A 20,443-nucleotide genomic window follows, 5' to 3' on the forward strand; every position below is an offset into this window, starting at 1 on the left:
CGGGGCGCGGGTCCGCGCCGTGCGGAGCCCGGCTCACGCCGGTGTGCCGGTGTCCGCGCTAGCCCTGCGCCTGCGCCAGGCGCCGAAGCCGGCGGCGGTCGCCAGCAGCGCGACCGCGCCCAGACCGGCCGCGGTTCCCATGGGCAACTCCCGCTCGGCAGCGGTGGGTTGCAGCCCGTCGTCCCCCTCGCCGGTCCAGGCGGCGTCTTCGGTCGGCTGCTTGTCGGCCCCGCCCAGCGGGGTGTCGGAGGCCGTGGGCTCGTCGCCCGGGCCGCTCTTCCCGGCGTCCCGGTCCTCGTCGGTGTCCTTGTCGGCGCCGTCGTCCTTGCCGTCCTTGTCCTTCTCCGCGGCGCCGGCGGTGCCGGTGGTGCCGTCGTCGGAGTTCGCCTTCCCGCCGTCGGACGGGGACCCGTTGTCGCCGCCGCCGGACGTACCGCCGGTCCCCGCGCCGCCGGTGCTGCCCGAACCACCGGAGCCGCCGGCGGAGTTGCCGCCCGAACCGCCGGAACCGCCGGAGCCGCCGGAGCCGTTGCCGGCCGGACGGGTCGGGGAGACGCCGGGCGGCGGGTTGGTGTCGGCCGTCTTGTCCTTGGAGAAGGACCAGCCCTCGAAGCTGCCGGGCGGCGGCTTGCGGTTGGTGACGCCCCACTGGCTGTAGGTCCAGTTGCCCGCGTTCGGCGAGTGCCAGTACGACCAGTAGGCGCTGGCGGGCGGGGTGTCGATGCACGGCTCGCTGTCCGGGCCCGGCTTGCCCTCGATGCGGCAGATGAACGATTCGCCCCAGCGGTTGGTGCCGGTGATCTGGATGCCGGCGTTCTTCAGCGCGGTGAGGCCGGTCGCCTGGTCACCGGGTGCGCACCGCACGATCGTGGTGCCGCCGAGCTCCTGGAAGTCGATCACGACGGTGACTCCGTCGCTGTCGGGGCAGAAGCCCGCACTGCCCCGGTCAGGGTCGACCGCCACCGCGGCGGGCGCGCTGACCAGTCCGAAGCCGGCCGATCCGACGACCAGCGCGAAGGCCGGCAGCAGCGACCGGAGCCCGTGGCGCCACCCGCGGCGGGCGCGGACGCCCGGCCTGCGGTCGGGAGAGGAGGAGTGGAGGTTCATGCGCGGCCGCCCTTCGCGGTGGACCTGGTCTGCCGGGTGACGCGGTGGAGCACCGTTCCCAGGAGGAGGAGCACCACCGCGGCTGCCGCGTACGGGAGCGTGCCGGTGCCCGACTTCGCGAGGGCGCCGTTCCCGTCCGTCGGGTTCGCCGCCGGGTCGTGGCCGCCGACGGTGTTGGTGCCGGCGTTGGTGCCCGAACTGCCGTTCACCGCACCGGAGTCGGCGTCCGGGGCGACGCCGCCCGTACCGCCCGTACCGTCGTCGCCGCCGGGGCCGGCGGAGGCTCCGCCCGCGGCCGTGTCGCCGCCGCCCGCGGTGCTGCCGCCCTCGGAACCACCGTCCGCGCCGCCGCTGTCCGTACCGCCGCCGCTCGTACCGCCGTTGCCGCCGCCGCTGTTGCCGGGGCCGGGGTCCGGGTCGGTGGTGCCGATCTCGGCGAGCGAGAGGCCCGTGGTGACCAGCAGCGCCTGCGGGGTGGCACGTCGCCACTGGTCGCGCTGGAACTCGGCGATCCCGTCCGTCCGGGCCGACTCCAGGGACTCGGTGTTGTAGGCGACGGCCCCGATGTCGTCGGCCGCCTTGCCCGCGGTGTCGGCGGCGAGTTGGTGTTCCAGCACCCAGTCGGCGGCACGGTCCGCGGCGTCCTGCTCGCCGCCGGCGGCGAGCGCCTGCCCGGCCAGCCCGGTGCTGTTGGTGTTGGAGCCGGTCGTGGGCCCCGATCCGCCGAACGAGCCGTCCGCGCGCTGCTGTTCGAGCAGCCAGCGCACCCCCTGGCGGGCTGCGGCGTCGGCGCCGTCCGCGCCCTCGTCCGCGGCTGCCAGCAGTGCCTGGACGGCGATGCCGGTGGAGTCCGGGTCGAGCACGGCCTCCGCGCCCTGGCTGTCGCAGTCGCCGGTGACCTCGGAGCCGCCGAAGGCGTAGGGGTAGAGCCGGAACCCGCCGGCCGAGCACTGCTGGTCGACGAGGAAGTCGACGGTGCTCTGCGGGACTTCGCCGCTGCGGGCGAGGCCGAGGACGGCGAGCGCCTGGGCGAAGGTGTTGCTGTTGTCGGTGGACGGCGGGTCGACCCGGTCCTTGACCCGTCCGTGCTCCGGGCCGGCCTCGGGGCCGGCGATCAGGTCCAGCGTCTCCTGCCGGAGGTCGTACTCGCCGAACGCGCTCGGGTCGGACTCGGTGACGACGGCCGCGTAGAGCAGCTTGGCGGTCGCGCCGGCGATGCGCTGACCGGGCTCGCCCCAGGCGTCGTTGCTGTTGTAGTCCCGCACGTGCAGCTTGAGTTGCTCGGTGACGCGCTCGGCTGCCGCCCGGTCGGCGCCGGTCGCCTCCAGCGCGATCAGGGTGTCGATGGTCAGGCCCCAGTCCGGGCCCGCGCCGAGTCCCGGGATCCCGCCGTCGACCAGTTCACCGGCCTGCCAGCGTGCCGCCGCGACCGCGGCGTCCGTGTGTTCGGCGGGGCCGGCCGCCGCGGCGGGGGCGGTGAGAACCGATCCGGCGAGCAGCAGCGAGGTCGCCGCGGCGGCGACAGCGGCCACCGCGGCCCTGGGTCTGACAGTGGTCATCGGGGCCCCTTCGGGACACTCGGGGTCCACACCGAGTGCCGAATCCCCCTGTCGCACCGGAAGACCCCGGCGCGCGTCCCGTGGCGAGAGCACGGGGCGGAGCGGCAGGGGTCCGTAGCGGCCGGGAGGGCCGGACTCCACGCTGTAGACCTGACAGTGGGAAGCAGTGCACGTCGCACGGCAGGTAGCCCGACTCGCAGCGGTGTTGCGCTGCTCACGGTTGCAGGTCAGCGCCGGATTCCCACCGGCTTCCCCTGGCCATGTACGCATGGAGTTGTGTGACGCGGACGGCGGAACACCGCCCTCCGTTTTTGTCTGTCCACGGACAGACGTAACAAGCCATACCGTACAGCCGCCCTCATCCCGCCCGCCAGAGCGGCCGACCGGCCGACATCGAGCCGTGATCCGGCGAACCTCCCGGTGCACGACCGGACTTCGGACCCCGCTGAACGGTTCCGGCGGGAGAATTTTGCGAACGCGGGCATAGACAGCGGGAGTTGGCGACGTCTGAAGGGTGACCCAATGGCCACCACCCTCTTCAGGGAGTCCGCAGATGACCGAGCACCGTCCCGTCCACACCCGTCGGCGCGCCGTCCGAGGAGCGGCAGCCGCGGCGGCCGTCGCCGCACTGCTCTTCGGCGCCGCCGCCCCCGCCGCCGCCACCCCCGCCGGCGCCGCCCACCCCCACGGCCACTCGACCGAACGCGCCGGAACCGAGGCCGGCGGTACACAGGTCGACGGAGCGGCCTCGGTGCGCGGCGGACTGGAGGTGATCGAGCTGGAGCCGTACGAGGCGCTGGACATCGCCGACGACTGGCAGCTCGGACTGCTCCCGGAGGGCCGGCAGAACTATGTCCTCTCCTCTCCCGGGCAGTTCGAGGAGAGCGTCGAGAGAGCGAAGCAGCAGATCGGCGACGACATCCGCCCCGACAGCACCAGCCTGCACGTCGGCAGCGAGCAGGGCGAGGTCCAACTCATCGCGGGCGCCTGGCGGTTGGCCGAGGCACCGATGGAGATCACGGTGTACATCGAGGAGGGAATCGGCTACACGGCACAGCTCGTGCAGCTGCCCGGCAACCCCGGCTGGGGCACCTTCCACCTGGACACCTCCGGCATCGAGGGCCTGAAGAGCTTCGAGGTGGTCGCCAAGGACGCGGACGGCAAAGTGTTCTCCCGGCACTCCTACTCGCCCAGGGGTGGCGTGAAGTAGCAGTCGGATCAGGGGAGTCGGGCACGGAACAGGGGCGTGCCCGACTCCCCGCCGCACGGGCGCCCGGCAGCGCCCGCGAAGTGCCGAACGTACGGACCGGACGTCCGAGGTGTGGAGTTGCGCAAGGGTGAAGACAGACACGGAGGACGACTTCCGGTCGTTCGTCACCAGCCGCTGGCCGCGAATGGTGCGCACCGCGTACCTGCTCACCGGGCACCACCAGGACGCGGAGGACCTGGTGCAGACGGCGCTGGTCAAGGCGTACACCCGGTGGTCGCGGGTGCGGGAGTCCCAGGACCCGGACGCCTATGTCTGGCGCATCATGATCAACACGAACATCGACAGGCTGCGCCGGATCCGGCTGCGCGAATGGCTCACCCACTTCCTGCCGGACACCGCGGGCCCGGACACCACCGATCAACTCGCCGAGCGCGGCGTGGTGTTGGCGGCTCTGCGGCAACTGCCGCCGCGCCAGCGGGCAACGGTGGTGCTGCGCTATCTGGAGGACCGCAGTGAGAGCGAGGTGGCGGCGCTGCTGGGCACACACGTCGGCACCGTGCGGAGCCAGACCGCCAAGGCGCTCGCCCGACTGCGGCGGGAGCTGCCGGCCATGACGGCGGCGGGACAGCCGTGACGGCGCGGAAGCACGATGGCGCGCACGGCCCCGGCGACGCGCGGGGACCCGGCGACGCGCGGGGACGACGGGACACCCAAAGGCGGCGGGACGCGCACGGGCACGGCACCGCGCGGGGGCGACGGGACGGAGCGGAGGAGCACGTCATGGAAGAGGAAGACCGGGCCGACAGGTCCGAACTCGACGCGCTCGGTGCGGCGTTGCGCAGTGAGGCGGACGGCGTACGTGCGGGAACTCCTCCGGTGGAGGCGGTCCTGCGGCGCGGAAGGTCGCGGCGGGCACGGCGCCGGGCAGCGGCGTGCGGTGCCGTGTTCGCCGTCGCCACGATCGCCATGGCCCTCACCGCGGGCCCGCGGCTGCTCACCTCCGAACCGGCGCCGCCGCCGTCCGCCACCTCCACCGCCGACGACGGTGACGGTGACGACAGCGGTCGGGACGAGCGGGGCGCCGACACCGACCGTCCCGACAGCGGTGACGCGAAGCCTCCGACTCCCGTCGCGCCAACGGTGGTTCAGCCCGACGAGGCGTACCCGGTGCCCGGCGGCGGACGCCTCGCGCTGCTCTCCACCGGCGCCCAGAACTACCTGCTGGAGCCGGGGCAGATCGACGAGGAGGAGTTCGCCGGGCGACTCGACGCGCGCCGCAGCCCCGCGATCGGCGACAACATCCGCCCCGACAGCATGAGCGGCTCGTCGGCGGGCTCCACCGGCCGAATGTGGGGCGCCTGGCGCCACGAAGGACCGCTGACCATCACGGTGGACATCGGCGGCGAGGAGTTCCCGGCGGAGCTCTACTCCCTGCCCGGCAGGCCCGGTTGGGGCGTCTACCACGTGGACACCGGCCTGGGGGAAGGCGTCGACAGCTACACCGTCACCGCCCGGGACGCCGACGGCGAGGTCTTCGACGTCATGACGTCCGGGCCGCCTCCGCCGGACGGCGAACGGCAGCCGTGAGCGGGCGGGGTGGACCGGTCAGGCTGAGCCGGACCTGACTGAGGCGCCCGCGGTGTTCTCTAGGGTGGCCCGATGAACGCACCTCGTGCACAGGACGGTTCGACGACACCGTCCGGCCCGCCCGCGAGCAGAACCGACGCGGACCGACCGGACCCGGATGCGGCAACGGACCCGACGGACCCGGAGCCGACGGACCCGGGTGCCGCAGCCCGGCACGGCGGCGAGCGGCCCGAGCCGGCCCCGGAGCCGGTGGAGCGTCCCACCGCGCGGGTGGTGCTGCTGGACGACCGGGACCGGGTGCTCCTCTTCCGGAGCGTCTCCGAGGGCTCCGGGAAGGTGCTCTGGTTCCCGCCGGGCGGCGGGGTGGAGCCGGGCGAGAGCTACGAGGAGGCGGCGCTCCGCGAGCTGCGCGAGGAGACCGGGCTGACGGATGTGGAGCTCGGGCCCGAACTCTGGCGCAGAGAACCGGTGTTGCCCTGGAACGGCGTACCGCACCGGTTCGTCGAACGGCACTTCCTGGCGCGTACGGAGCGCTGCGAGATCGACACCGGGGGCTTCAGCGCGCAGGAGCGGCTGAGCATCCACGAGCACCGCTGGTGGACGGGGGACGAGCTGCGCGCCGTCCACGCGCTGCTCGTCCCCCGCGATCTGCCGGACCGTCTCGCCGAACTGCTGGCGAACGGGCCGCCGGACACACCACCGCTGATCGGGACCTGAGAGGCCCGGCCGGCCGGCTCGCACAGGCACGAACGGCCGGACCGGTACGGGCTCGCACGACCCGTACCCGTACGGTCCCGACTGCGGGGTGCCGCCGGGTCAGCTCATCCGGTCGCGGATCCAGACGCCCGCTTCCTTCAGAACCTCGGGACCGGCCCACGGGCCGCCCGCGTTGCAGGTGCCCTCCTTGAAGACGGCGCCCGAGCGGTGGTCGTCGGAGAAGTTCCAGTTGATCCAGCTGATGTTCTTCTGCTGCATCAGGTCGAGGTAGCGCTGGGACATGTCGAAGTCGTTGGCGTCCTCACCGGCGTGGTCCTGGGTGCCGAACTCCGTCACGAAGATGGGGAGTTGGTCGGAGGCGCGGTCGAGCGCGGAGAGGTAGGAGTCGCCGTGGGAGGCGGCGTAGAAGTGGAAGGTGTACATGATGTTCTCGGCGTTGACCGGATCGTTGATGATCTCCTGCTCGTCCGCTCCCTCGGACAGGCCGAGCGAGGACCAGGCCCGGGTGCCGACCAGCACGACGCCGTCCGGGTCGCCGGCGCGGACCGTCGGGATGACCTCTTCGGCGTAGGAGCGGATGCCCGACCAGCCGACGCCGTTGGGCTCGTTGGCGATCTCGTAGATCAGGTTGTTCTGGTCGCCGTGGCGCGCGGTGATGTCGGTGAAGAACTTCTTGGCGCGCTCGGTGTTGTGGTTCGGGTCGCCCGGGGTCAGCTGGTGCCAGTCGACGACCACGTACATGCCGCGCTCGGTGGCCTGGTCGATGATGCGGCTGGCCAGGTCGGTGAAGCCCTCGGGGTCGGTCTCGTAGCCGCCCTCCTGGACGTAGGTGGAAACGCGCAGGACGTCGGCGCCCCAGTCGTCGGCCAGCGCGTCGAGCGAACCGTCGGTGACGCACTGGGAGTACCACTGCGTGCCGTGCGTGCTCATGCCGCGCAGTTGGACGGGCTGGCCGTCCTCGCCGCAGAGCTTGGTGCCGCAGACCTCCAGGCGGCCGTGCTCGGCGAACGCGGTGCCCTCCTCCGCCGCGGCGGGGGCGGGCCCGGCGGGCTTGCCGGTCGCGGGAGTGTCCGCACCGGCTGCGGCAGCGAGCCCTGCCGAGGTGCCGGCCGCCAGCAGCGCGGCGGCACCGAGCAGCGCACCGAGGCGTCGCGAGCGGCGGTGCGGCCGGGCGGCGGTGGACCCTGCGTCCGCGACGGCGTCGGGACGGCGTGGGGGGAGGCTGGAGCGCATGAGACTCCGTTCCGCCGGGCTACGGCACGCCCGGCTGCGAGAAGCGGGGGGATTGGTCTGAACCTAAGGCGGTGATCGCGGAGGGTCAAGGTGCGTGCGCGAGTTGCACAGGGAAGGCGGAAGCGACCACCGCTCGACCGACCCCCGCCCAACTCCCGGCGGAGCGAAGCCGATTGCGGGTGCGCGACGGAACCGGCGGAGCCCGGACGGGCCGCACCGACCCGCGGCGGGGACGAGTTTCGGACAGTCGCGCAGGTCGCGGCACCGAACGGGGCGTCGCGACAGCACAACGAGACCAACATTCCGCTCATTTCCGACAACTGCACATGTTCGCCCAGAACCCTCGAAGCGCACCAAAGCGCCGTCGCGGAGTGACGTTGGGGTGCCCGCCCGTCGCAGCGGGTCCACACCAGGTGACGAGGCGATAACGCTGCGCCCGCCACGGTCGAGAGCGGAGCCGGGGCGTGGGTAGAGTCGGCCAACCGCGACCCCAGGGTCGTCGCACATGTCCCCGGCCCTGGTGGGTGTTTGTCCGTTTATGGCTGAAGACTGGGTTTCCAACGCCTTGTTCGGCGTCCTCGTTGCCGTCTGGGTCGGCTACTTCCTGCTGATCTCACTGCGTCGCAGTCGAAAGACTCAGAAGCGACACAACGCCTGAAACCCTCGCAGTCCGGGTTCACCGCCCGGGCTGCCCGCCGAACGGCCCGCCCGCGCCGTCGCACCGACCCCGAGTCGGACGACGCGACCGGCGGGCCGTCCGACGTTCGGGGCCGACGCGAGTCGCAGGCCGACGACTGAACGCACGGGCCGGCGCGTACGTACGACACAGGGCGCGGTGGTGCCGGCACCTGGCCGCCGGCACCACCGCGCCCCGACGCGCCCGCGCCTGACTTACGCGCCCCGACGCCCGCGCACCGCACCCGCACCCGCACCCGCACCCGCACCAGGGATCACGCGCCGCGGTGTCGGACCGCACGGGCCGATCCGCCTCCGGCCGCCGACGCGCCCGCGCCGACCTACACACCCCGACGCCCGCGCACCGCGGGCGGAGCCGACGGACGAAGCCCCGGGCCTGCGACGGCGGGCCCAGGGGCGTGACGGCGGGCGTCGGCCACATCCGCGTCCGTTCCGACCGGTGTTTCGCTCCGCGCAAACCCTGTTGCGATCCGGTCGGCGGCTGGGCATGGTCACGTGCACGAGACCGACGAGGCAGACCACCTCCTCGGCGACTGGAGGTTCCCACCGTGTACAGCTCCGACGCCCGCACCGTCGAGGAGTTCCCCGTGACCGACCCGGGTGCCGGCCCCTACGGGCTCACCGCGGGGCCCGACGGCGCACTGTGGATCACACTCGTGCACGCCGGGAGAATCGCCCGGTTCTCGACCGACGGGGAGGGTCCGCCGCGAACCACTGTCCACGCGCTGGACGGCGCCCCCGACTGCCTGCCCATGGTCATCACCCCGGGGCCGGACGGCGCACTGTGGTTCACCAGGGCCGGCGATCACCGCATCGGCCGGATCACCACCGACGGCGAGGCCGTCTCACACCCGCTTCCGACCCCGGACTGCGGCCCGTACGGCATCACCTCCGCCGCCGACGGCGGCCTCTGGTTCACGATGACCAACGCCGACCGCGTCGGCCGGCTCGATCCCGCGGACGGCACCGTCACCGAGTACGCGCTGCCCGTCGCGGGCGGGTTCCCCGCGATGATCTGCGAAGGCCCGGACGGAGCCCTGTGGTTCACCCTCAACAGGGCGAACGCGGTCGGCCGACTCGCCCCCGACACCGGTGAGGTGGCGCTCCACCCGCTGCCGACCGCCGACGCCGGTCCGGTCGGCATCGCCTGCGACGGCGAGGCGCTGTGGTGCGTCGAGTTGACGGCCAGTCAGGTCGCACGGATCGCGACCGACGGACGGGTCGAGGAGTTTCCGCTGATCGACGACGCCGCCAAACCCCACGCGATCGTCTCGACCGCGCCCGGCGAATGCTGGTTCACCGAGTGGGGCGCCAACCGCGTCACCCACTTCCGCGCCAACGGCGGCACCACCCCGTACGCGCTCCCGACGCCCTCCAGCGAGCCGCACGGCATCGCGGTGGGCGCGGACGGCGCGCTGTGGACCGCGCAGGAGATCGGCACCGTCGCCCGCATCACGGCCTGAGCCTCCCGGGCCGGGTGCCTCGCGCACGGCTTGCGCACGGACGTACGGACGCAGCCGAGCACCCGCGGGCACGCACGGCTTGCGGGTGTCTTGCGCACGGCTCGCGCACGGCTTGCGGGTGTACGGCCGCGTCCGAGGCGCAAGCCCCGCACGGGGACGTCCGGTTGTGGTTGGCTCGGGTGGCGAACGGCCGGCACTGCGGACGGTCACCACCAGGAGAGGGCCGGAATGGCGAACACCACGGAAGGCGGCGCGCTCACCGCCGCCGAACTCAACCGGGCCACGCTCGCCCGCCAACTCCTGCTGGAACGCGTCGAGTCGGCACCCGAGGACGCCGTGGCACAGTTGGCCGGCCTCCAAGGCCAGGCGCCCGCGTCCGTGTACCTCGCGCTGTGGAACCGGCTCGCCGATCTCCAACCGGCCGCCGTGGACAAACTGTTCGCGAGCGGCACGCTGGTGCGGGCGACCCTGATGCGGATGACGCTGCACGTCGTGCACCACGCGGACCACCCGGTGTTCCTCCAGGCGATGCAGGGCACCCTGCGGGCTCGGCTCAGGCATGAACGCTTCCGGTCCTCCGGCGTCACGACCGAACAACTCGACGCGCTCCTGCCGCAGTTGCTCGACCACCTCGCCCGGCCGCGCACCGTCGCCGAACTGCAGACCTGGCTCTCGACCCACTTCGCCGAAACCCTCACCGACACCCCGGCCAACACCCCCGCCGGCCCTCTCTCCGGCACTGCGGACGGAACCGCGGGGGCCGGCGGAAGGGCGGACACGTCGGACACCGCCGACGCCGAGCGGGCGAACGAGGCCGTGCGCGGCGCGCTTTGGGCAGCCCGGCTGGTCGCTCCGCTGCTGCGCACCACCGACTCCGCCGAGCCCTGGTACTTCCGCACGGCGGGCAGCGTCTCCTACGTCGCCGCCACAGCACGCCCCGATCCGTACGACGGGGCAGCGGGCGACGAGGCACTCGGCACACTGCTGTTGCGCTATCTCCGGGCCTTCGGCCCCGCGTCGGTGGCGGACGCCGCACAGTTCCTGACGGTCCCGCGGCGGCAGGTGCGCCGCGTGCTCACCGGGCTCGAAGACGCGCTGACGACCCGTCGGGGCCCCGGCGGCGAAGAACTCTTCGACGTACCGGACGGCGAACTCCCGGACGGCGAACTGCCTGCTCCACCAAGGCTGTTGGGCATGTGGGACAACGTGCTGCTGGCCCACGCCGACCGCAGCCGCTTCGTACCGGACGAGTACCGGAGGGTGATCACCCGCGTCAACGGCGACCAGTTGCCCACGGTCCTCGTCGACGGCAGGGCGGCAGGCGTCTGGCGCCCCACCGAGCAGGGCGTCGAGGTGACCGCCTTCCACCCGTTGAGCGACGCCGACTGGGAGGGCCTTGCCGCCGAGTCGCGCCGCCTGCGCGACTTCCTCGCCGACCGCGAACCCCTGGTCTACCGCCGCTGGTTCCACTGGTGGCCGAAGCTTCCGGCCGGTCACGTCCGCATCCTGCCCGGCGACTGACCCGGACCCGCCCACCACCGCCCGCCGCGCGACCCGATCGCCCCGGAACGACCCGGCCGGCCCCGACAGGCCCGGATTCGACCGGACGACGCAGATCCGGACGACGCAGAAACCGCCCCGAACCGGAGGAACCGCGATGCCCCCGACCGCCGCCGTACAGCCCTCGGACGTCACCCACCGGATGGTGCCCACCCCCGCAGGCCGCGCCCATGTCGCCGAACTCGGCGCCGGGCCACTGGTGTTGCTGCTGCACGGCTTCCCGGAGTCCTGGTACTCCTGGCGCCGTCAGCTGCCCGCACTCGCCGCCGCCGGCTACCGCGCCGCGGCCGTCGACGTACGGGGCTACGGGCGTTCCTCCCGGCCGACGGACATCGCCGCGTACGGACTGCGGTCGCTGGCGGAGGACAACGTCGCCGTCGTGCGGGCACTCGGCGAGGAGAGCGCCGTGGTGGTCGGCCACGACTGGGGTTCGCCGATCGCGGCGCACTCCGCGCTGCTGCACCCGGAGGTCTTCCGCGCCGTGGGGCTGCTCAGCGTTCCCTACTCGCCGCCCGGCGGACCGCGCCCCGGCGACGTCTTCGCCAGGATGCGCGAGGACGGCGGCCCCGGCAGCGACGAGTTCTACGTCTCCTACTTCCAGCAGCCCGGCCGCGCCGAGTCCGAGATCGAGCCCGATGTGCGCGGCTGGCTCGCCGGGATCTACGCGGCCCTGTCCGCCGAGACCATGCCGCCGCCGGACGGCCCGCACCCGCTCTTCGTCCGCGAGGGCGGCACCATCCGCGAACGCCTCCCGCACGACCGGCTGCCGAGCTGGCTGACCGAGGCCGAACTCGACTACTACGCGGGCGAGTTCGAACGCACCGGCTTCGGCGGCGCGCTCGCCCGCTACCGCAACATGGACCGCGACTGGGAAGACCTCGCCGACCTCAACGGCGCGGTCCTGTCCCAGCCCTCGCTCTTCCTCGGCGGCTCACTGGACTCCTCGACCACCTGGATGGGGCCGGCGATCGAGGCCCACGCGCACACGCTGCCCGGCCTGCACCCCGCGTCCCGTCTGCTCGACGGCTGCGGCCACTGGATCCAGCAGGAGCGTCCGGAAGAGGTCAACGAGACCCTGATCCGGTGGCTCGGCGACCTGGACCACCCCACCCGCCCCCGCTGAACCGGCAGCGGCCTCCGCCGCCCCGCCTCGGAGAACGGGGCCGCCCGCAGGAAGACCTGCGGTCCCGGAGAGCGGGCGGCACCGGAGGCGCCCGCCGGCTCAGAGAGACGACAGGCCCTCCGGGGCGACCGGCCTGCCGAGGAAGGCCGCGAGGCGGTCCAGCGCCGGGGCGTCGTCGGCGACCGGCTCGGGCGAGGCGAACGGCATCGACTCGCGCGCCGCGCCCGCCATCGCCTCACTGCTGAACAGCAGCTCGGCCTCGGCCAGTTGCTCCGGCACCTCCAGCCGCCGACCGATCGCACGCGCCACGTCCCAGCCGTGCACCAACGCCTCCACGGTCCGCACATGGACGATCACGAAGCCCGGTACGGTGCCGATCGGCAGCTCGAAGCTCTGCTCCAGCACACCCGGCTGCCGCAGCGCGGCGAGCAGCTTCACACCGGCGCTGCGGTACGACGCCACCTCCTCGTCGCCGAGGGCGTCCTCCTCCGTCGGGTCGAAGGCGCCGACGGCGAGTCCCGGACCGCCGCAGAGCACCTCGGCGGTGCGCAGATCGCCCAGCACCATGTGGTTGACGACTTCGCGAACGTCCCACTCCCGACTGGGAGTCGGCGCGTGCCACTGGTCCTCCCGCACCTGCGTGAGCACATCGCCGACAGCCCCCAGGACCGTCGCGAGATCGTCGACTGGTGTTGCGTTCATGGCGCTCCCTCCGGGTCCGGCCGAATACGACGTCCGGCCGAGTACGACCGTCGTAGGGACCGCACCGTACCGGCGCACCGGGTGGCTGCGCCCGGCACCCCGCCGGGCCGCCCGCGTTCCGGCCCGCGGACCCGGGCTGCCCACGTTCCGGGCCGCCTACGTTCCGGGGCCGGGTACGTTTCGGGGCCGCCTACTGCGGGCGGGAGTCGGCGCGGCGCTGGTTACCGGTGCCGCACTCCAGGCAGACCTCCCAGGAGAGCCAGCCCGGCCGGCCGCCCATCACCCCCGTGTTCGCCGACCACCAGGGCTCGCTGACCACACAGCACTGGTCCCAGCCGCAGAACGGGCAGTCGCCCTCGGCGCCTTCCAGCCGTCGCATCGCGTTCAGCGACTCGCCCCGGTTGCGCTGGTAGCCCACCCATCGGCAGTGCGCGCAACTCCACCACAGCTCCGGCCTCGGCCGAGGCTCGCCGCCGCCCCAGGACTGACGCGTACGGACCACCGACAGCACCGTCAACGACCTTGCGCACGCCGGGCATTCAGGCGCTCCCGTCACCAAATCCCCCTCCTCGCCCCACCGTTGAACGCCGTTCGACTCGGCGGGAGTCTGCGCCCGAACAACCCCGGGCACAGACTCCCCTTGCATCGGTACGTTCTGCTCGCCAGGTCAGGCAGCGAGGTCGTCCACCTTCAGACCTTCGAGAAAGGCCGCCCACGGGGTAGCGCAAAACACGACGGCACCGCCCCGGGGGTTCTTCGAATCGCGCACCGACACAGCGGACGAGCCTTGGGCCACCTCAACGCAATCGCCGTTCTCCGACCCGCTGTACGACGACTTGCGCCACTCGGTATCGGGCAGATCAGGGCTCTTCCTCATCCTCGTACTCCTTCAGGTATCGCTGGATCAGTGCCAGGGATTCGGTCTCGCAGAGCGCTTTGGACCGTGCCATGTCGTAACGCTGTTGCAGAAGGAGCACTCGACTCGGCTCTTCAACGGGCGTGCCGGTCGCGAAGCTCTCGATCACGGCAATCGTCTCGCCGTTTCCCAGGGTGTGCAATGTCAGACTGCCTCCCAACATCGAGTGAGCGCCCTGCTCGAACGGCACCACCTGCAAGGTGGTTCGGGGTCTGCGACTCTCCTGCACGAGGTGACGCAACTGCTCCCTCATGCATTCCCGCCCTCCCACCTGACGACGCAGCGCAACCTCGTCCATCACTGCCCAGTAGTACGGCGGCGACTCGCGGGCGAAGATCTGCTGACGATGGAGACGCACGACGACTCGTTCCGCCACCTCCTCCCGCGTGATACCCGGCACGCTGGCCAGGAACAGCGCGTCGGCGTGCGCCTTCGTCTGAAGCAGGCCCGGAACGATGCTGCTGGTGAAGACCTGAATACGGTGCGCCTCAGGTTCCCTCTCCACCACGGCGCGGCTGTAGTCCGCGATGAGGTGGTTGCGGCTCATCGCGAGGAGTTCGCCGAACAGCCCGTCCGTACCGAAACGTCCGTCGAGTGCCTCCGCGAGTGCGTCGGAGGGCAACTGCCTGCCGTTCTCGACCCGGGAGAGATAGCCGTACGGATAGTCGATTTCCTCGGCGAGCGCCCTCACTGTCAGGTTCGCGCGCGCTCGGGCTGTCCGAAGTCGGCGCGCCAGTATCGCCCTTGGCGTGTCACCGTCATTCTCGTCGATCGGATTCACTTCCATTTTCTGCGCACCACTCCCCCTGTGCCCGGAATGGGCCGGGCACAGCTCTGACCTTTCCCGGCGCCCCCGCAAACGCAATGCTGTAACCACTCCACTACGGAATGCAATAGGTCATCAACTGCGGGAAGGTAAAAAATGATTGCTGCCGGAGCAGCCCCCGACGCGACGGAAGCCGCCCACCTTTTGGCGAGCGCGCTTGCCGACGCGGGAATCTGCCTGCCCGGGCTTCGGCTGGATCCACACGTCTGGGACACACCCGACGAGGGGCCCGGCCGACTTGTCGCCCTCGGCGCGGTGCATCCCCGCACGGCGGTGGAGTTGGCGACCGTGATCCGCCGGGGCGCCGCATCATGAGCGCCCTGCCGACCGTCGACGGCTGCGGGGCATGCAGGCGCCTCGCACAGGCGGCAGAGCACGCCCGTGCCGTCGGCGACCGTTCACTGGAGACGGACTGCGTTGTCCTCCTCGGGCGCCACGCCGCCCGCGTCCACCTGGGAGATGTCGACTCGTGAGCACCTCGGAGCCGCACCCTGCGCCCCACGGCGGCGAAGCCTCGTCCGATCCTTCCCGAGCCGTGCGGGCGGTAGCGGAAACCGCGCGCGGAGCGCCCCCATCCGGTAACACCGGGACCGAAGAGACCGAGCACGAGCCCGAGCAGGAGCCCGAGCACGAGGGGGACGAACTCGACGTCCGGGTGCGGGCGTTGTGCGCGCGCGTTCGGGCTCATCTGGCCTCGCTCGGACCGCCCTGACCCCGCGTCCCACCACCCCGTGACGCACTTCTGCCCGGGTCGGCGAGGTGTTCCTTCGCCGCCCGGGCAGAGAGCTCAAAGAATGTGGCGCGCCTCCGAATTCGGAACGCGGACGGGTTCAGAACCCGTCCGAACCCGGAACGCGACCGGGATCAGACGGCCCAGTAGTAGCCGCTCGAACCGTAGGAGTACTCGGCTCGGTTGTCCACGTGGGTGAAGGTGCTGTAGCGAATGATTCCGGAGAATCCGGAGGTCTGCGCGTAGGAGATCGTCTGGCTCACCGTACGGCCGCTGACGACGATGTCCGCCGCGATTCCGTACATGTGCTGGCTGTTGGAGGCACCGCCGACGTTGGAGTTGTGCTTGATGCTGCGGAATCCGCTGTTGACGGTGATGGCGCGGTCACCGGCCTTCTTGCGGATGGCCTCCAGCTTGTACATCATCCGGCGCACGTTCTCCTTGACCGTGGAGGCGCCGACCTTTCCTCCGTTGAACTGCGAGCCGTCCTTGGAGTAGAACTCCGAGAAGTTGAAGTTCTTGGTCGAACCGTCGGAAGCCTCAAGAGCGTTGAGGGCCTTGTGCGTGTTCGGTCCTGCGACGCCGTCGGCGGAGAGGCCGTAGGCGCGCTGGAAGCGGGTCACCGCCGCCTTGGTGCCGGGTCCGAACTGGCCGTCGACGGCGACGTGGGTGCGCGAGGCGCTGTCCGCGGCCCATCCGGCGACCCTGATCTGGAGCTCGCGGACGTCCGCACCGCTCGACCCTTCCTTCAGCGTGCGCGACCAGCCGTACGCCTGCGCCTCGGAGGGGGCGACGATCTGCGGCACGCCGAAGCTCAGCATGGCCGCGAGAAGGATGATGAACGATCTGACGGCCCAGCGGTTCCTGGTTCCGGCAAGCATGGAGAGGTCCCTTCGACGGTGCGTTCTGTGGACGCGCCGGCCCCGGCCGTGCGGGCGGTACGGGTGCGGACGGGCGGCGGTGGCTCTGTCGATCCGGCTCACCGCGGATGCGTTCCCGCACCTGGACACCCGGGGCGCGAAGGCGGTCCGGGCAAGCCGGTGGCCACGTCCGAGGGGTTGGCGGACGAGGCCGGTTCTCGGCGCACGCCGGGGCCGACCTGCCGGAACACCTCCCGTCAGGCCCTTCCCGCCATGAGCACGCCACAAGTGAGCCATGCGCCCGGCGCCGTGTAAAGAACCGTTAAAACAGCGCCACTGGTCTATGCCGCGCACAGGCGGCCTGAGCTGTGACTTTCACCGGCATGCCCGGAAATGTTTCCGCCACCCGTCAACTTTCGTATATGCCGCCGCAACCGGGGCGCCCTGGTTTCCCAGAGGCTCGAACGGGGCACTCGCGGCGGCCGGTTCGGAACTTCCCCGCGCCGGTCGGCGGCGAGCACCCGTCGGTTGGGTTCGCTCCACCCGCCGGTTGGCTTCGTGCACCCGCCGGTGCGGTCCGGGCAGTCAGACCTGACCGTAGGTGAGGTGGAGCACGCCGTTGTCGAACCGTTCCTGGTCGAGGAGGGTCAGCGGGACGCGCGGCGCGCCCTCCGGGAAGAGCCTGGCGCCGGTGCCGAGGACGACGGGGTAGACCAGCAGGTGCAGTTCGTCCACGAGTCCGTCCGCGAGCAGTGCGCGGACCAGGGTGCCGCTGCCACTGAGCCTTTTCCAACCTCAGGTTGAGGCGTGACGAAGGGCGGGGATCGTCTTCACGATGGCGGTGACTCGGTTGGTGCTACAGCGGAGTCTCCGCCGGGGGCGCCAGCCCTTCAGGGCGGCCATGGCTTGCTCGCATGGCGGCGCCGACCCGGTTGGGAGCTACAGGGGAGCTGCGCATCGGCCGGTGAGCGGTCGGTGCGGGCTCGGTCTACCGGTTCGCGGCTTCGCGAGTGGCGCTCCGGTGCGTGCGGCTGACCGCGCGGCCCACCGTATTGCGCGCTGCGAGGCCCGGCCGGGTGCGGGGCACCATGAGCCTGGAGAGCGGACCGACGCGTCGCTGCCGTGGGCCTACCTCGCGGCGGAGACGGGACTCGTAGGCGGCGAAGGCGCGGGCGTGGTCACCGGGTTGGGCGGCGAGCTCTTCCGCGAGGGCGTACGCGCCCGCCATCGCCATGCTGGACCCGTCACCCAGCAGGGCTGTCGCCGCCGCCGCGTCCCCGAGCAGGACGACCCGTCCGCGGGACCACGAGGGCATCCGGAGGGTGGTCAGGGGGTCGAAGAACGGGGCCGGGTGGTCGAGAAACGCCGACACGAGTTCCGGTGCCCGCCACCCCACGCCGGCGTAGGCGTCGGCCACGGTCTGCTTGTGAAGGGCAATGTTCTTGCGGTCGTGGGGCGCCAGCCGTGCGGCCCGGAAGGTGAAGATCGCAAGCGGAGTGGTCCGCGAGGGATGGACGACCAGCATCCGGTTCGGCACAGTCAGCATCGTCATCTCACTCGGGTCCTCGACGGCGTCGGGTTTCAGCGGCACGGTCGCGCCGTACAGGCCCAGGTCGCTCGCGAACTGCCGCTCGGGTCCGAATACCAGGCGCCGTACGGTGGAGTGCATCCCGTCGGCACCGACTACCAAGTCGAAGCGCCGTGGCGCGGACCGCCGGAAGGTGACGTCCACCCCGCCTTCGTCCTGGTCGAGAGCGGTGACCGTGTCGTCGAACAAGAACTCGGCCTCGGTCTGAGCCGACCGGTGGAGCACCTCGGACAGGTCGGCTCGGGTCACCTCGACCGTCGGAGCCTTGTCCGAGGTGAGCGGGAGATGCAGGATCCGCCTGCCGCCGGGGTCGAGCAGGGTCAGTGACCGATTGCGGGTGGCGAGCCCGCGCAGCTGCGGGAGGATGCCCATGCGGTCGGCGACCGGGGTCGCGGGCCCCTTCACGACGACCGCGCTGCCACCGGAGCGCAGCTGCCGGGCATGTTCGACGACCGTTGGCCGGTAGCCGTTCCGGGAGAGCCAGTATGCGAGCGCGGGCCCTGCGATTCCGGCACCGACTATCAGCACCTCGGGCTTCTTCATGACGATGACCTCTCGGAGTGTCGAGGATGACCAGCTCCCCGGCGAGTGCCGGGGCCGGCTCTCAGAGCGCGGCGGGACGGGCAGCGCAACCGGAACCAAGGTACGAAAGAGTTCGTACCTCAGTGGAGCACATTCTTCAGGTACGATTCAAGTCGTACCTGAAGGAGGTGCCGCGTGGCCGGGAGGAACCTGGTCGGCCCGGAGGCCGATGCGCTCGATCTGGGGACGGTGTTTCGCGCCCTCGCAGACGAGCACCGTCGTTCGGTGATGACGGAGTTGGCCGCCGACCGCAGCGACAGCGAGCGGGGCTGCAACTCGTTCGATCTTCCGATCTCGAAGCAGACCCAGACCCACCACTTCCGGGTCCTGCGCGAGGCAGGTCTCATTGACGAGATCGACTACGGCAACCGCAAGGGCGTCCGACTACGACGCGCGGACATCGACAAGAGATTTCCCGGGCTGCTCACGCTCCTGGGCGCAAAGTCCCCGGGCGGTACTGCTCCTCGCTGAGCACAGCTGAGCACGCCGGAGGGGAGTCCGGGTTGAGCCGCGAGCCCGGCCGAATCCAGCCCGCGCCCGGCTCGCAAATAGCTGGACACGACGCGGGCACAAATGGGATCGGTGTCGCTTCGACCACCGTCCCGCGCTCGTTAACGGCGCCGAACTCTTCCGCACATTGAGCCCTCTCCATCTTGATCAGCTGGTGAGTTCGAGAGTGACGATGGCGCGGACGACGGTAGTGATCCTCGTGGTGCTGCAGCGCAGTTTGCGGAGTACTCGCCAGCACTTGAGGGTGGCGATGGCGCGTTCGCCGAGGCTTCGGATCTTTGCGTGATCGCGGTTGTGGCGGCGGCGCCAGCCGCGCAGGTGCTTGCCCCGGATCGGGACGCGGACGGCGGGTCCGGCGCCCTGGTATGCCTTGTCCGCCCAGCACTTGATGCCGTCGGCGGGGATGCCGTGGGTGCGGGCCGCGGTCAGATCGTGGACGGCGCCGGGCAGGGCGTCCGAGACCCAGAGCAGTCGTCCGGCCAGGTCGGCGAGGACCTGCACGTTCATCCCATGATGCTTCTTCTTTCCCGAGTAGTACGGGCGGTCGGCCGCAACACGGTCGATCGGCAGAAGTGTGCCGTCGAGGATCACGTACACCTTCCTGCGGATGGTGTGCATGGCCTGCTCCAGTGTCGGGGCAAGGGTGGCCAGGAGGTCGACGGCCTCGCGTATGTAGCGGTAGACCGTCGCGATTCCGACCTGGAAGCCGGCGGCGAGGCGGTTGTAGGTGTCGCCGCAGCGTAGGTGAGCGAGTACGAGTAGAGCCTGTCGGCCGCAGCTCAGGCGGCGCCAACGAGAACCGATCCGGCGTCGGTGACCTGCCAGCAGACCGGAGAGACAACGCAGGGTACGGCTGGACAGATCGATGGCAGACGGGTAGACAAGCACACGAGCTCCTGGCGGATGCGGTGATCTTGGTCGTGAACCCGTCTACCAGGAGCTTTCTTCATGTCCGCCGCCGGGCCCGCAGCTCGACCACCCGTCAGGTTGGAAGGGGCTCACTGACGTAGATGCCCGTACTGCGCGCCTTGAGCGCACGGACGGCGTCGGCGTCGTAGGGGCCGAGCACCGAGGAGTTCTGCCACTCGTCGGCCGCGGTGCGGGTGGCGGAGACGACGTGCTTCGGAGTGTCGTTGAAGAACGGCGCCCTCGGGTCGTCCGCCGCGGTGCGCGTCGACCAGGCGGGCGCGAACATCTCGTACGTGCGCCGTCCCAGCAGGATGGCATCGCTGCCACCGGTCAGCGCGCCGAGTGCCTGCGCCATGCCGTCGGTGAACCCGTACGCCGCCGTGAAGCTCGGGTCCTCGAAGCTGCCGTCGAGACTGACGAACTCGTGCACCGCGATCCTGCCCATGGCCCGTTCTCCCTGCTGTCGGCGGAGCCCGACCTCGGCGGCCGACTCCGGATGTGACGTCCCGGAGGGTGACGTCCCGGTGCTTCAGACCTGCCGCGGGAGAAGAACTCATCGCTGCGG

Annotated in this window: 20 protein-coding genes, 1 pseudogene and 1 riboswitch; of the genes and pseudogenes, 9 read left to right on the plus strand and 12 right to left on the minus strand. The window is 71.5% G+C overall.

Annotated features, from left to right (window positions below; genetic code table 11):
- Nucleotides 1-33 precede the first annotated feature (33 nt).
- Both MTQ01_RS20625 and MTQ01_RS20630 read right to left on the minus strand, forming a co-directional pair.
- A complete protein-coding gene (locus MTQ01_RS20625) occupies nt 34-1,107 on the minus strand; it encodes a hypothetical protein (protein WP_247492203.1) in 1,074 nt (357 codons plus the stop codon).
- Complete coding sequence (locus MTQ01_RS20630) at nt 1,104-2,666, minus strand: prenyltransferase/squalene oxidase repeat-containing protein (protein WP_247492205.1); 1,563 nt, start codon at nt 2,664-2,666, stop codon at nt 1,104-1,106. Before MTQ01_RS20630 ends, MTQ01_RS20625 begins: the two co-directional genes overlap by 4 nt.
- Before the next feature lie 161 nt (nt 2,667-2,827).
- Nucleotides 2,828-2,944, minus strand: a riboswitch (cobalamin riboswitch).
- A gap of 275 nt (nt 2,945-3,219) precedes the next feature.
- On the opposite strand from MTQ01_RS20630, the gene MTQ01_RS20635 reads away from it, so the two are divergent.
- The 4 genes from MTQ01_RS20635 to MTQ01_RS20650 all read left to right on the plus strand — a co-directional run bounded on the left by MTQ01_RS20635 (nt 3,220) and on the right by MTQ01_RS20650 (nt 6,180).
- Nucleotides 3,220-3,876 carry a hypothetical protein gene (locus tag MTQ01_RS20635; protein WP_247492207.1) on the plus strand — a complete coding sequence of 219 codons (657 nt, stop codon included), beginning with the start codon at nt 3,220-3,222 and terminating at the stop codon, nt 3,874-3,876.
- A gap of 127 nt (nt 3,877-4,003) precedes the next feature.
- Nucleotides 4,004-4,510 (plus strand): SigE family RNA polymerase sigma factor, encoded by a 507-nt coding sequence (locus MTQ01_RS20640; RefSeq protein WP_247492208.1) that lies wholly within the window; start codon nt 4,004-4,006, stop codon nt 4,508-4,510.
- A gap of 146 nt (nt 4,511-4,656) precedes the next feature.
- A complete protein-coding gene (locus MTQ01_RS20645; protein ID WP_247492210.1) occupies nt 4,657-5,463 on the plus strand; it encodes a hypothetical protein in 807 nt (268 codons plus the stop codon).
- 72 nt (nt 5,464-5,535) lie between these two features.
- On the plus strand, nt 5,536-6,180 hold the full coding sequence (locus MTQ01_RS20650; protein ID WP_247492211.1) for an NUDIX hydrolase: 645 nt from the start codon (nt 5,536-5,538) through the stop codon (nt 6,178-6,180).
- A gap of 99 nt (nt 6,181-6,279) precedes the next feature.
- Here MTQ01_RS20650 and MTQ01_RS20655 read toward each other — a convergent pair whose 3' ends face one another.
- Nucleotides 6,280-7,413, minus strand: a complete 1,134-nt coding sequence (locus MTQ01_RS20655) for a glycoside hydrolase family 5 protein (RefSeq protein WP_247492212.1) — start codon at nt 7,411-7,413, stop codon at nt 6,280-6,282.
- A 1,244-nt stretch (nt 7,414-8,657) separates the two neighbouring features.
- Between MTQ01_RS20655 and MTQ01_RS20660 the strand changes: the two genes are divergently transcribed.
- The 3 genes from MTQ01_RS20660 to MTQ01_RS20670 all read left to right on the plus strand — a co-directional run bounded on the left by MTQ01_RS20660 (nt 8,658) and on the right by MTQ01_RS20670 (nt 12,255).
- The gene (locus MTQ01_RS20660; RefSeq protein ID WP_247492213.1) at nt 8,658-9,572 is read left to right on the plus strand and encodes a virginiamycin B lyase; all 915 of its coding nucleotides are present in this window, start codon (nt 8,658-8,660) and stop codon (nt 9,570-9,572) included.
- A gap of 228 nt (nt 9,573-9,800) precedes the next feature.
- The gene (locus MTQ01_RS20665) at nt 9,801-11,093 is read left to right on the plus strand and encodes a winged helix DNA-binding domain-containing protein (protein ID WP_247492214.1); all 1,293 of its coding nucleotides are present in this window, start codon (nt 9,801-9,803) and stop codon (nt 11,091-11,093) included.
- 136 nt (nt 11,094-11,229) lie between these two features.
- Nucleotides 11,230-12,255 (plus strand): alpha/beta fold hydrolase, encoded by a 1,026-nt coding sequence (locus MTQ01_RS20670; RefSeq protein ID WP_247492215.1) that lies wholly within the window; start codon nt 11,230-11,232, stop codon nt 12,253-12,255.
- A gap of 99 nt (nt 12,256-12,354) precedes the next feature.
- Here MTQ01_RS20670 and MTQ01_RS20675 read toward each other — a convergent pair whose 3' ends face one another.
- The 4 genes from MTQ01_RS20675 to MTQ01_RS20690 form a co-directional block, all read right to left on the minus strand.
- Complete coding sequence (locus MTQ01_RS20675; protein WP_247492216.1) at nt 12,355-12,957, minus strand: TIGR03086 family metal-binding protein; 603 nt, start codon at nt 12,955-12,957, stop codon at nt 12,355-12,357.
- A gap of 190 nt (nt 12,958-13,147) precedes the next feature.
- Nucleotides 13,148-13,459 (minus strand): hypothetical protein, encoded by a 312-nt coding sequence (locus MTQ01_RS20680; RefSeq protein WP_247492217.1) that lies wholly within the window; start codon nt 13,457-13,459, stop codon nt 13,148-13,150.
- A 165-nt stretch (nt 13,460-13,624) separates the two neighbouring features.
- Entirely contained in the window at nt 13,625-13,834 is a 210-nt protein-coding gene (locus MTQ01_RS20685) for a DUF397 domain-containing protein (protein WP_247492218.1), read from the minus strand.
- Complete coding sequence (locus tag MTQ01_RS20690) at nt 13,818-14,660, minus strand: helix-turn-helix transcriptional regulator (protein WP_247492219.1); 843 nt, start codon at nt 14,658-14,660, stop codon at nt 13,818-13,820. The genes MTQ01_RS20685 and MTQ01_RS20690 overlap by 17 nt, the downstream gene beginning before the upstream one ends.
- Nucleotides 14,661-14,795: 135 nt before the next feature.
- Between MTQ01_RS20690 and MTQ01_RS20695 the strand changes: the two genes are divergently transcribed.
- Entirely contained in the window at nt 14,796-15,014 is a 219-nt protein-coding gene (locus MTQ01_RS20695; RefSeq protein ID WP_247492220.1) for a hypothetical protein, read from the plus strand.
- A gap of 549 nt (nt 15,015-15,563) precedes the next feature.
- Here the strand turns inward: MTQ01_RS20695 and MTQ01_RS20700 are convergent.
- The 3 genes and pseudogenes from MTQ01_RS20700 to MTQ01_RS20715 all read right to left on the minus strand — a co-directional run bounded on the left by MTQ01_RS20700 (nt 15,564) and on the right by MTQ01_RS20715 (nt 18,420).
- A complete protein-coding gene (locus tag MTQ01_RS20700) occupies nt 15,564-16,310 on the minus strand; it encodes a D-Ala-D-Ala carboxypeptidase family metallohydrolase (protein ID WP_247492221.1) in 747 nt (248 codons plus the stop codon).
- A 564-nt stretch (nt 16,311-16,874) separates the two neighbouring features.
- Nucleotides 16,875-17,057, minus strand: a pseudogene (locus MTQ01_RS20705) (dihydrofolate reductase family protein); the annotation flags it as partial.
- A 220-nt stretch (nt 17,058-17,277) separates the two neighbouring features.
- Nucleotides 17,278-18,420 (minus strand): FAD-dependent monooxygenase, encoded by a 1,143-nt coding sequence (locus tag MTQ01_RS20715; RefSeq protein WP_247492223.1) that lies wholly within the window; start codon nt 18,418-18,420, stop codon nt 17,278-17,280.
- Between the two features lie 174 nt (nt 18,421-18,594).
- Here MTQ01_RS20715 and MTQ01_RS20720 point away from each other — a divergent pair, with 174 nt between their 5' ends.
- The gene (locus tag MTQ01_RS20720; RefSeq protein ID WP_247492224.1) at nt 18,595-18,930 is read left to right on the plus strand and encodes a winged helix-turn-helix domain-containing protein; all 336 of its coding nucleotides are present in this window, start codon (nt 18,595-18,597) and stop codon (nt 18,928-18,930) included.
- A 186-nt stretch (nt 18,931-19,116) separates the two neighbouring features.
- Here the strand turns inward: MTQ01_RS20720 and MTQ01_RS20725 are convergent, their stop codons facing one another.
- Together MTQ01_RS20725 and MTQ01_RS20730 are read right to left on the minus strand one after the other, a co-directional pair.
- Nucleotides 19,117-19,857, minus strand: a complete 741-nt coding sequence (locus tag MTQ01_RS20725) for a transposase family protein (RefSeq protein WP_247492225.1) — start codon at nt 19,855-19,857, stop codon at nt 19,117-19,119.
- A gap of 94 nt (nt 19,858-19,951) precedes the next feature.
- Nucleotides 19,952-20,323 carry a dihydrofolate reductase family protein gene (locus MTQ01_RS20730; protein WP_247492226.1) on the minus strand — a complete coding sequence of 124 codons (372 nt, stop codon included), beginning with the start codon at nt 20,321-20,323 and terminating at the stop codon, nt 19,952-19,954.
- Nucleotides 20,324-20,443: the final 120 nt, after the last annotated feature.

Source organism: Streptomyces sp. XM4193, assembly GCF_023072595.1.
In the GTDB taxonomy this organism is placed as follows: Bacteria; Actinomycetota; Actinomycetes; order Streptomycetales; family Streptomycetaceae; genus Streptomyces.

Coding starts and splice junctions, on each gene's coding strand:
- MTQ01_RS20685 (WP_247492218.1), bottom strand. CDS start 13,834: ATGAGGAAGAGCCCTGATCTGCCCGATACCGAGTGGCGCAAGTCGTCG.
- MTQ01_RS20665 (WP_247492214.1), top strand. CDS start 9,801: ATGGCGAACACCACGGAAGGCGGCGCGCTCACCGCCGCCGAACTCAAC.
- MTQ01_RS20650 (WP_247492211.1), top strand. CDS start 5,536: ATGAACGCACCTCGTGCACAGGACGGTTCGACGACACCGTCCGGCCCG.
- MTQ01_RS20675 (WP_247492216.1), bottom strand. CDS start 12,957: ATGAACGCAACACCAGTCGACGATCTCGCGACGGTCCTGGGGGCTGTC.
- MTQ01_RS20715 (WP_247492223.1), bottom strand. CDS start 18,420: ATGAAGAAGCCCGAGGTGCTGATAGTCGGTGCCGGAATCGCAGGGCCC.
- MTQ01_RS20625 (WP_247492203.1), bottom strand. CDS start 1,107: ATGAACCTCCACTCCTCCTCTCCCGACCGCAGGCCGGGCGTCCGCGCC.
- MTQ01_RS20645 (WP_247492210.1), top strand. CDS start 4,657: ATGGAAGAGGAAGACCGGGCCGACAGGTCCGAACTCGACGCGCTCGGT.
- MTQ01_RS20730 (WP_247492226.1), bottom strand. CDS start 20,323: ATGGGCAGGATCGCGGTGCACGAGTTCGTCAGTCTCGACGGCAGCTTC.
- MTQ01_RS20695 (WP_247492220.1), top strand. CDS start 14,796: ATGATTGCTGCCGGAGCAGCCCCCGACGCGACGGAAGCCGCCCACCTT.
- MTQ01_RS20630 (WP_247492205.1), bottom strand. CDS start 2,666: ATGACCACTGTCAGACCCAGGGCCGCGGTGGCCGCTGTCGCCGCCGCG.
- MTQ01_RS20670 (WP_247492215.1), top strand. CDS start 11,230: ATGCCCCCGACCGCCGCCGTACAGCCCTCGGACGTCACCCACCGGATG.
- MTQ01_RS20700 (WP_247492221.1), bottom strand. CDS start 16,310: ATGCTTGCCGGAACCAGGAACCGCTGGGCCGTCAGATCGTTCATCATC.
- MTQ01_RS20635 (WP_247492207.1), top strand. CDS start 3,220: ATGACCGAGCACCGTCCCGTCCACACCCGTCGGCGCGCCGTCCGAGGA.
- MTQ01_RS20655 (WP_247492212.1), bottom strand. CDS start 7,413: ATGCGCTCCAGCCTCCCCCCACGCCGTCCCGACGCCGTCGCGGACGCA.
- MTQ01_RS20690 (WP_247492219.1), bottom strand. CDS start 14,660: ATGGAAGTGAATCCGATCGACGAGAATGACGGTGACACGCCAAGGGCG.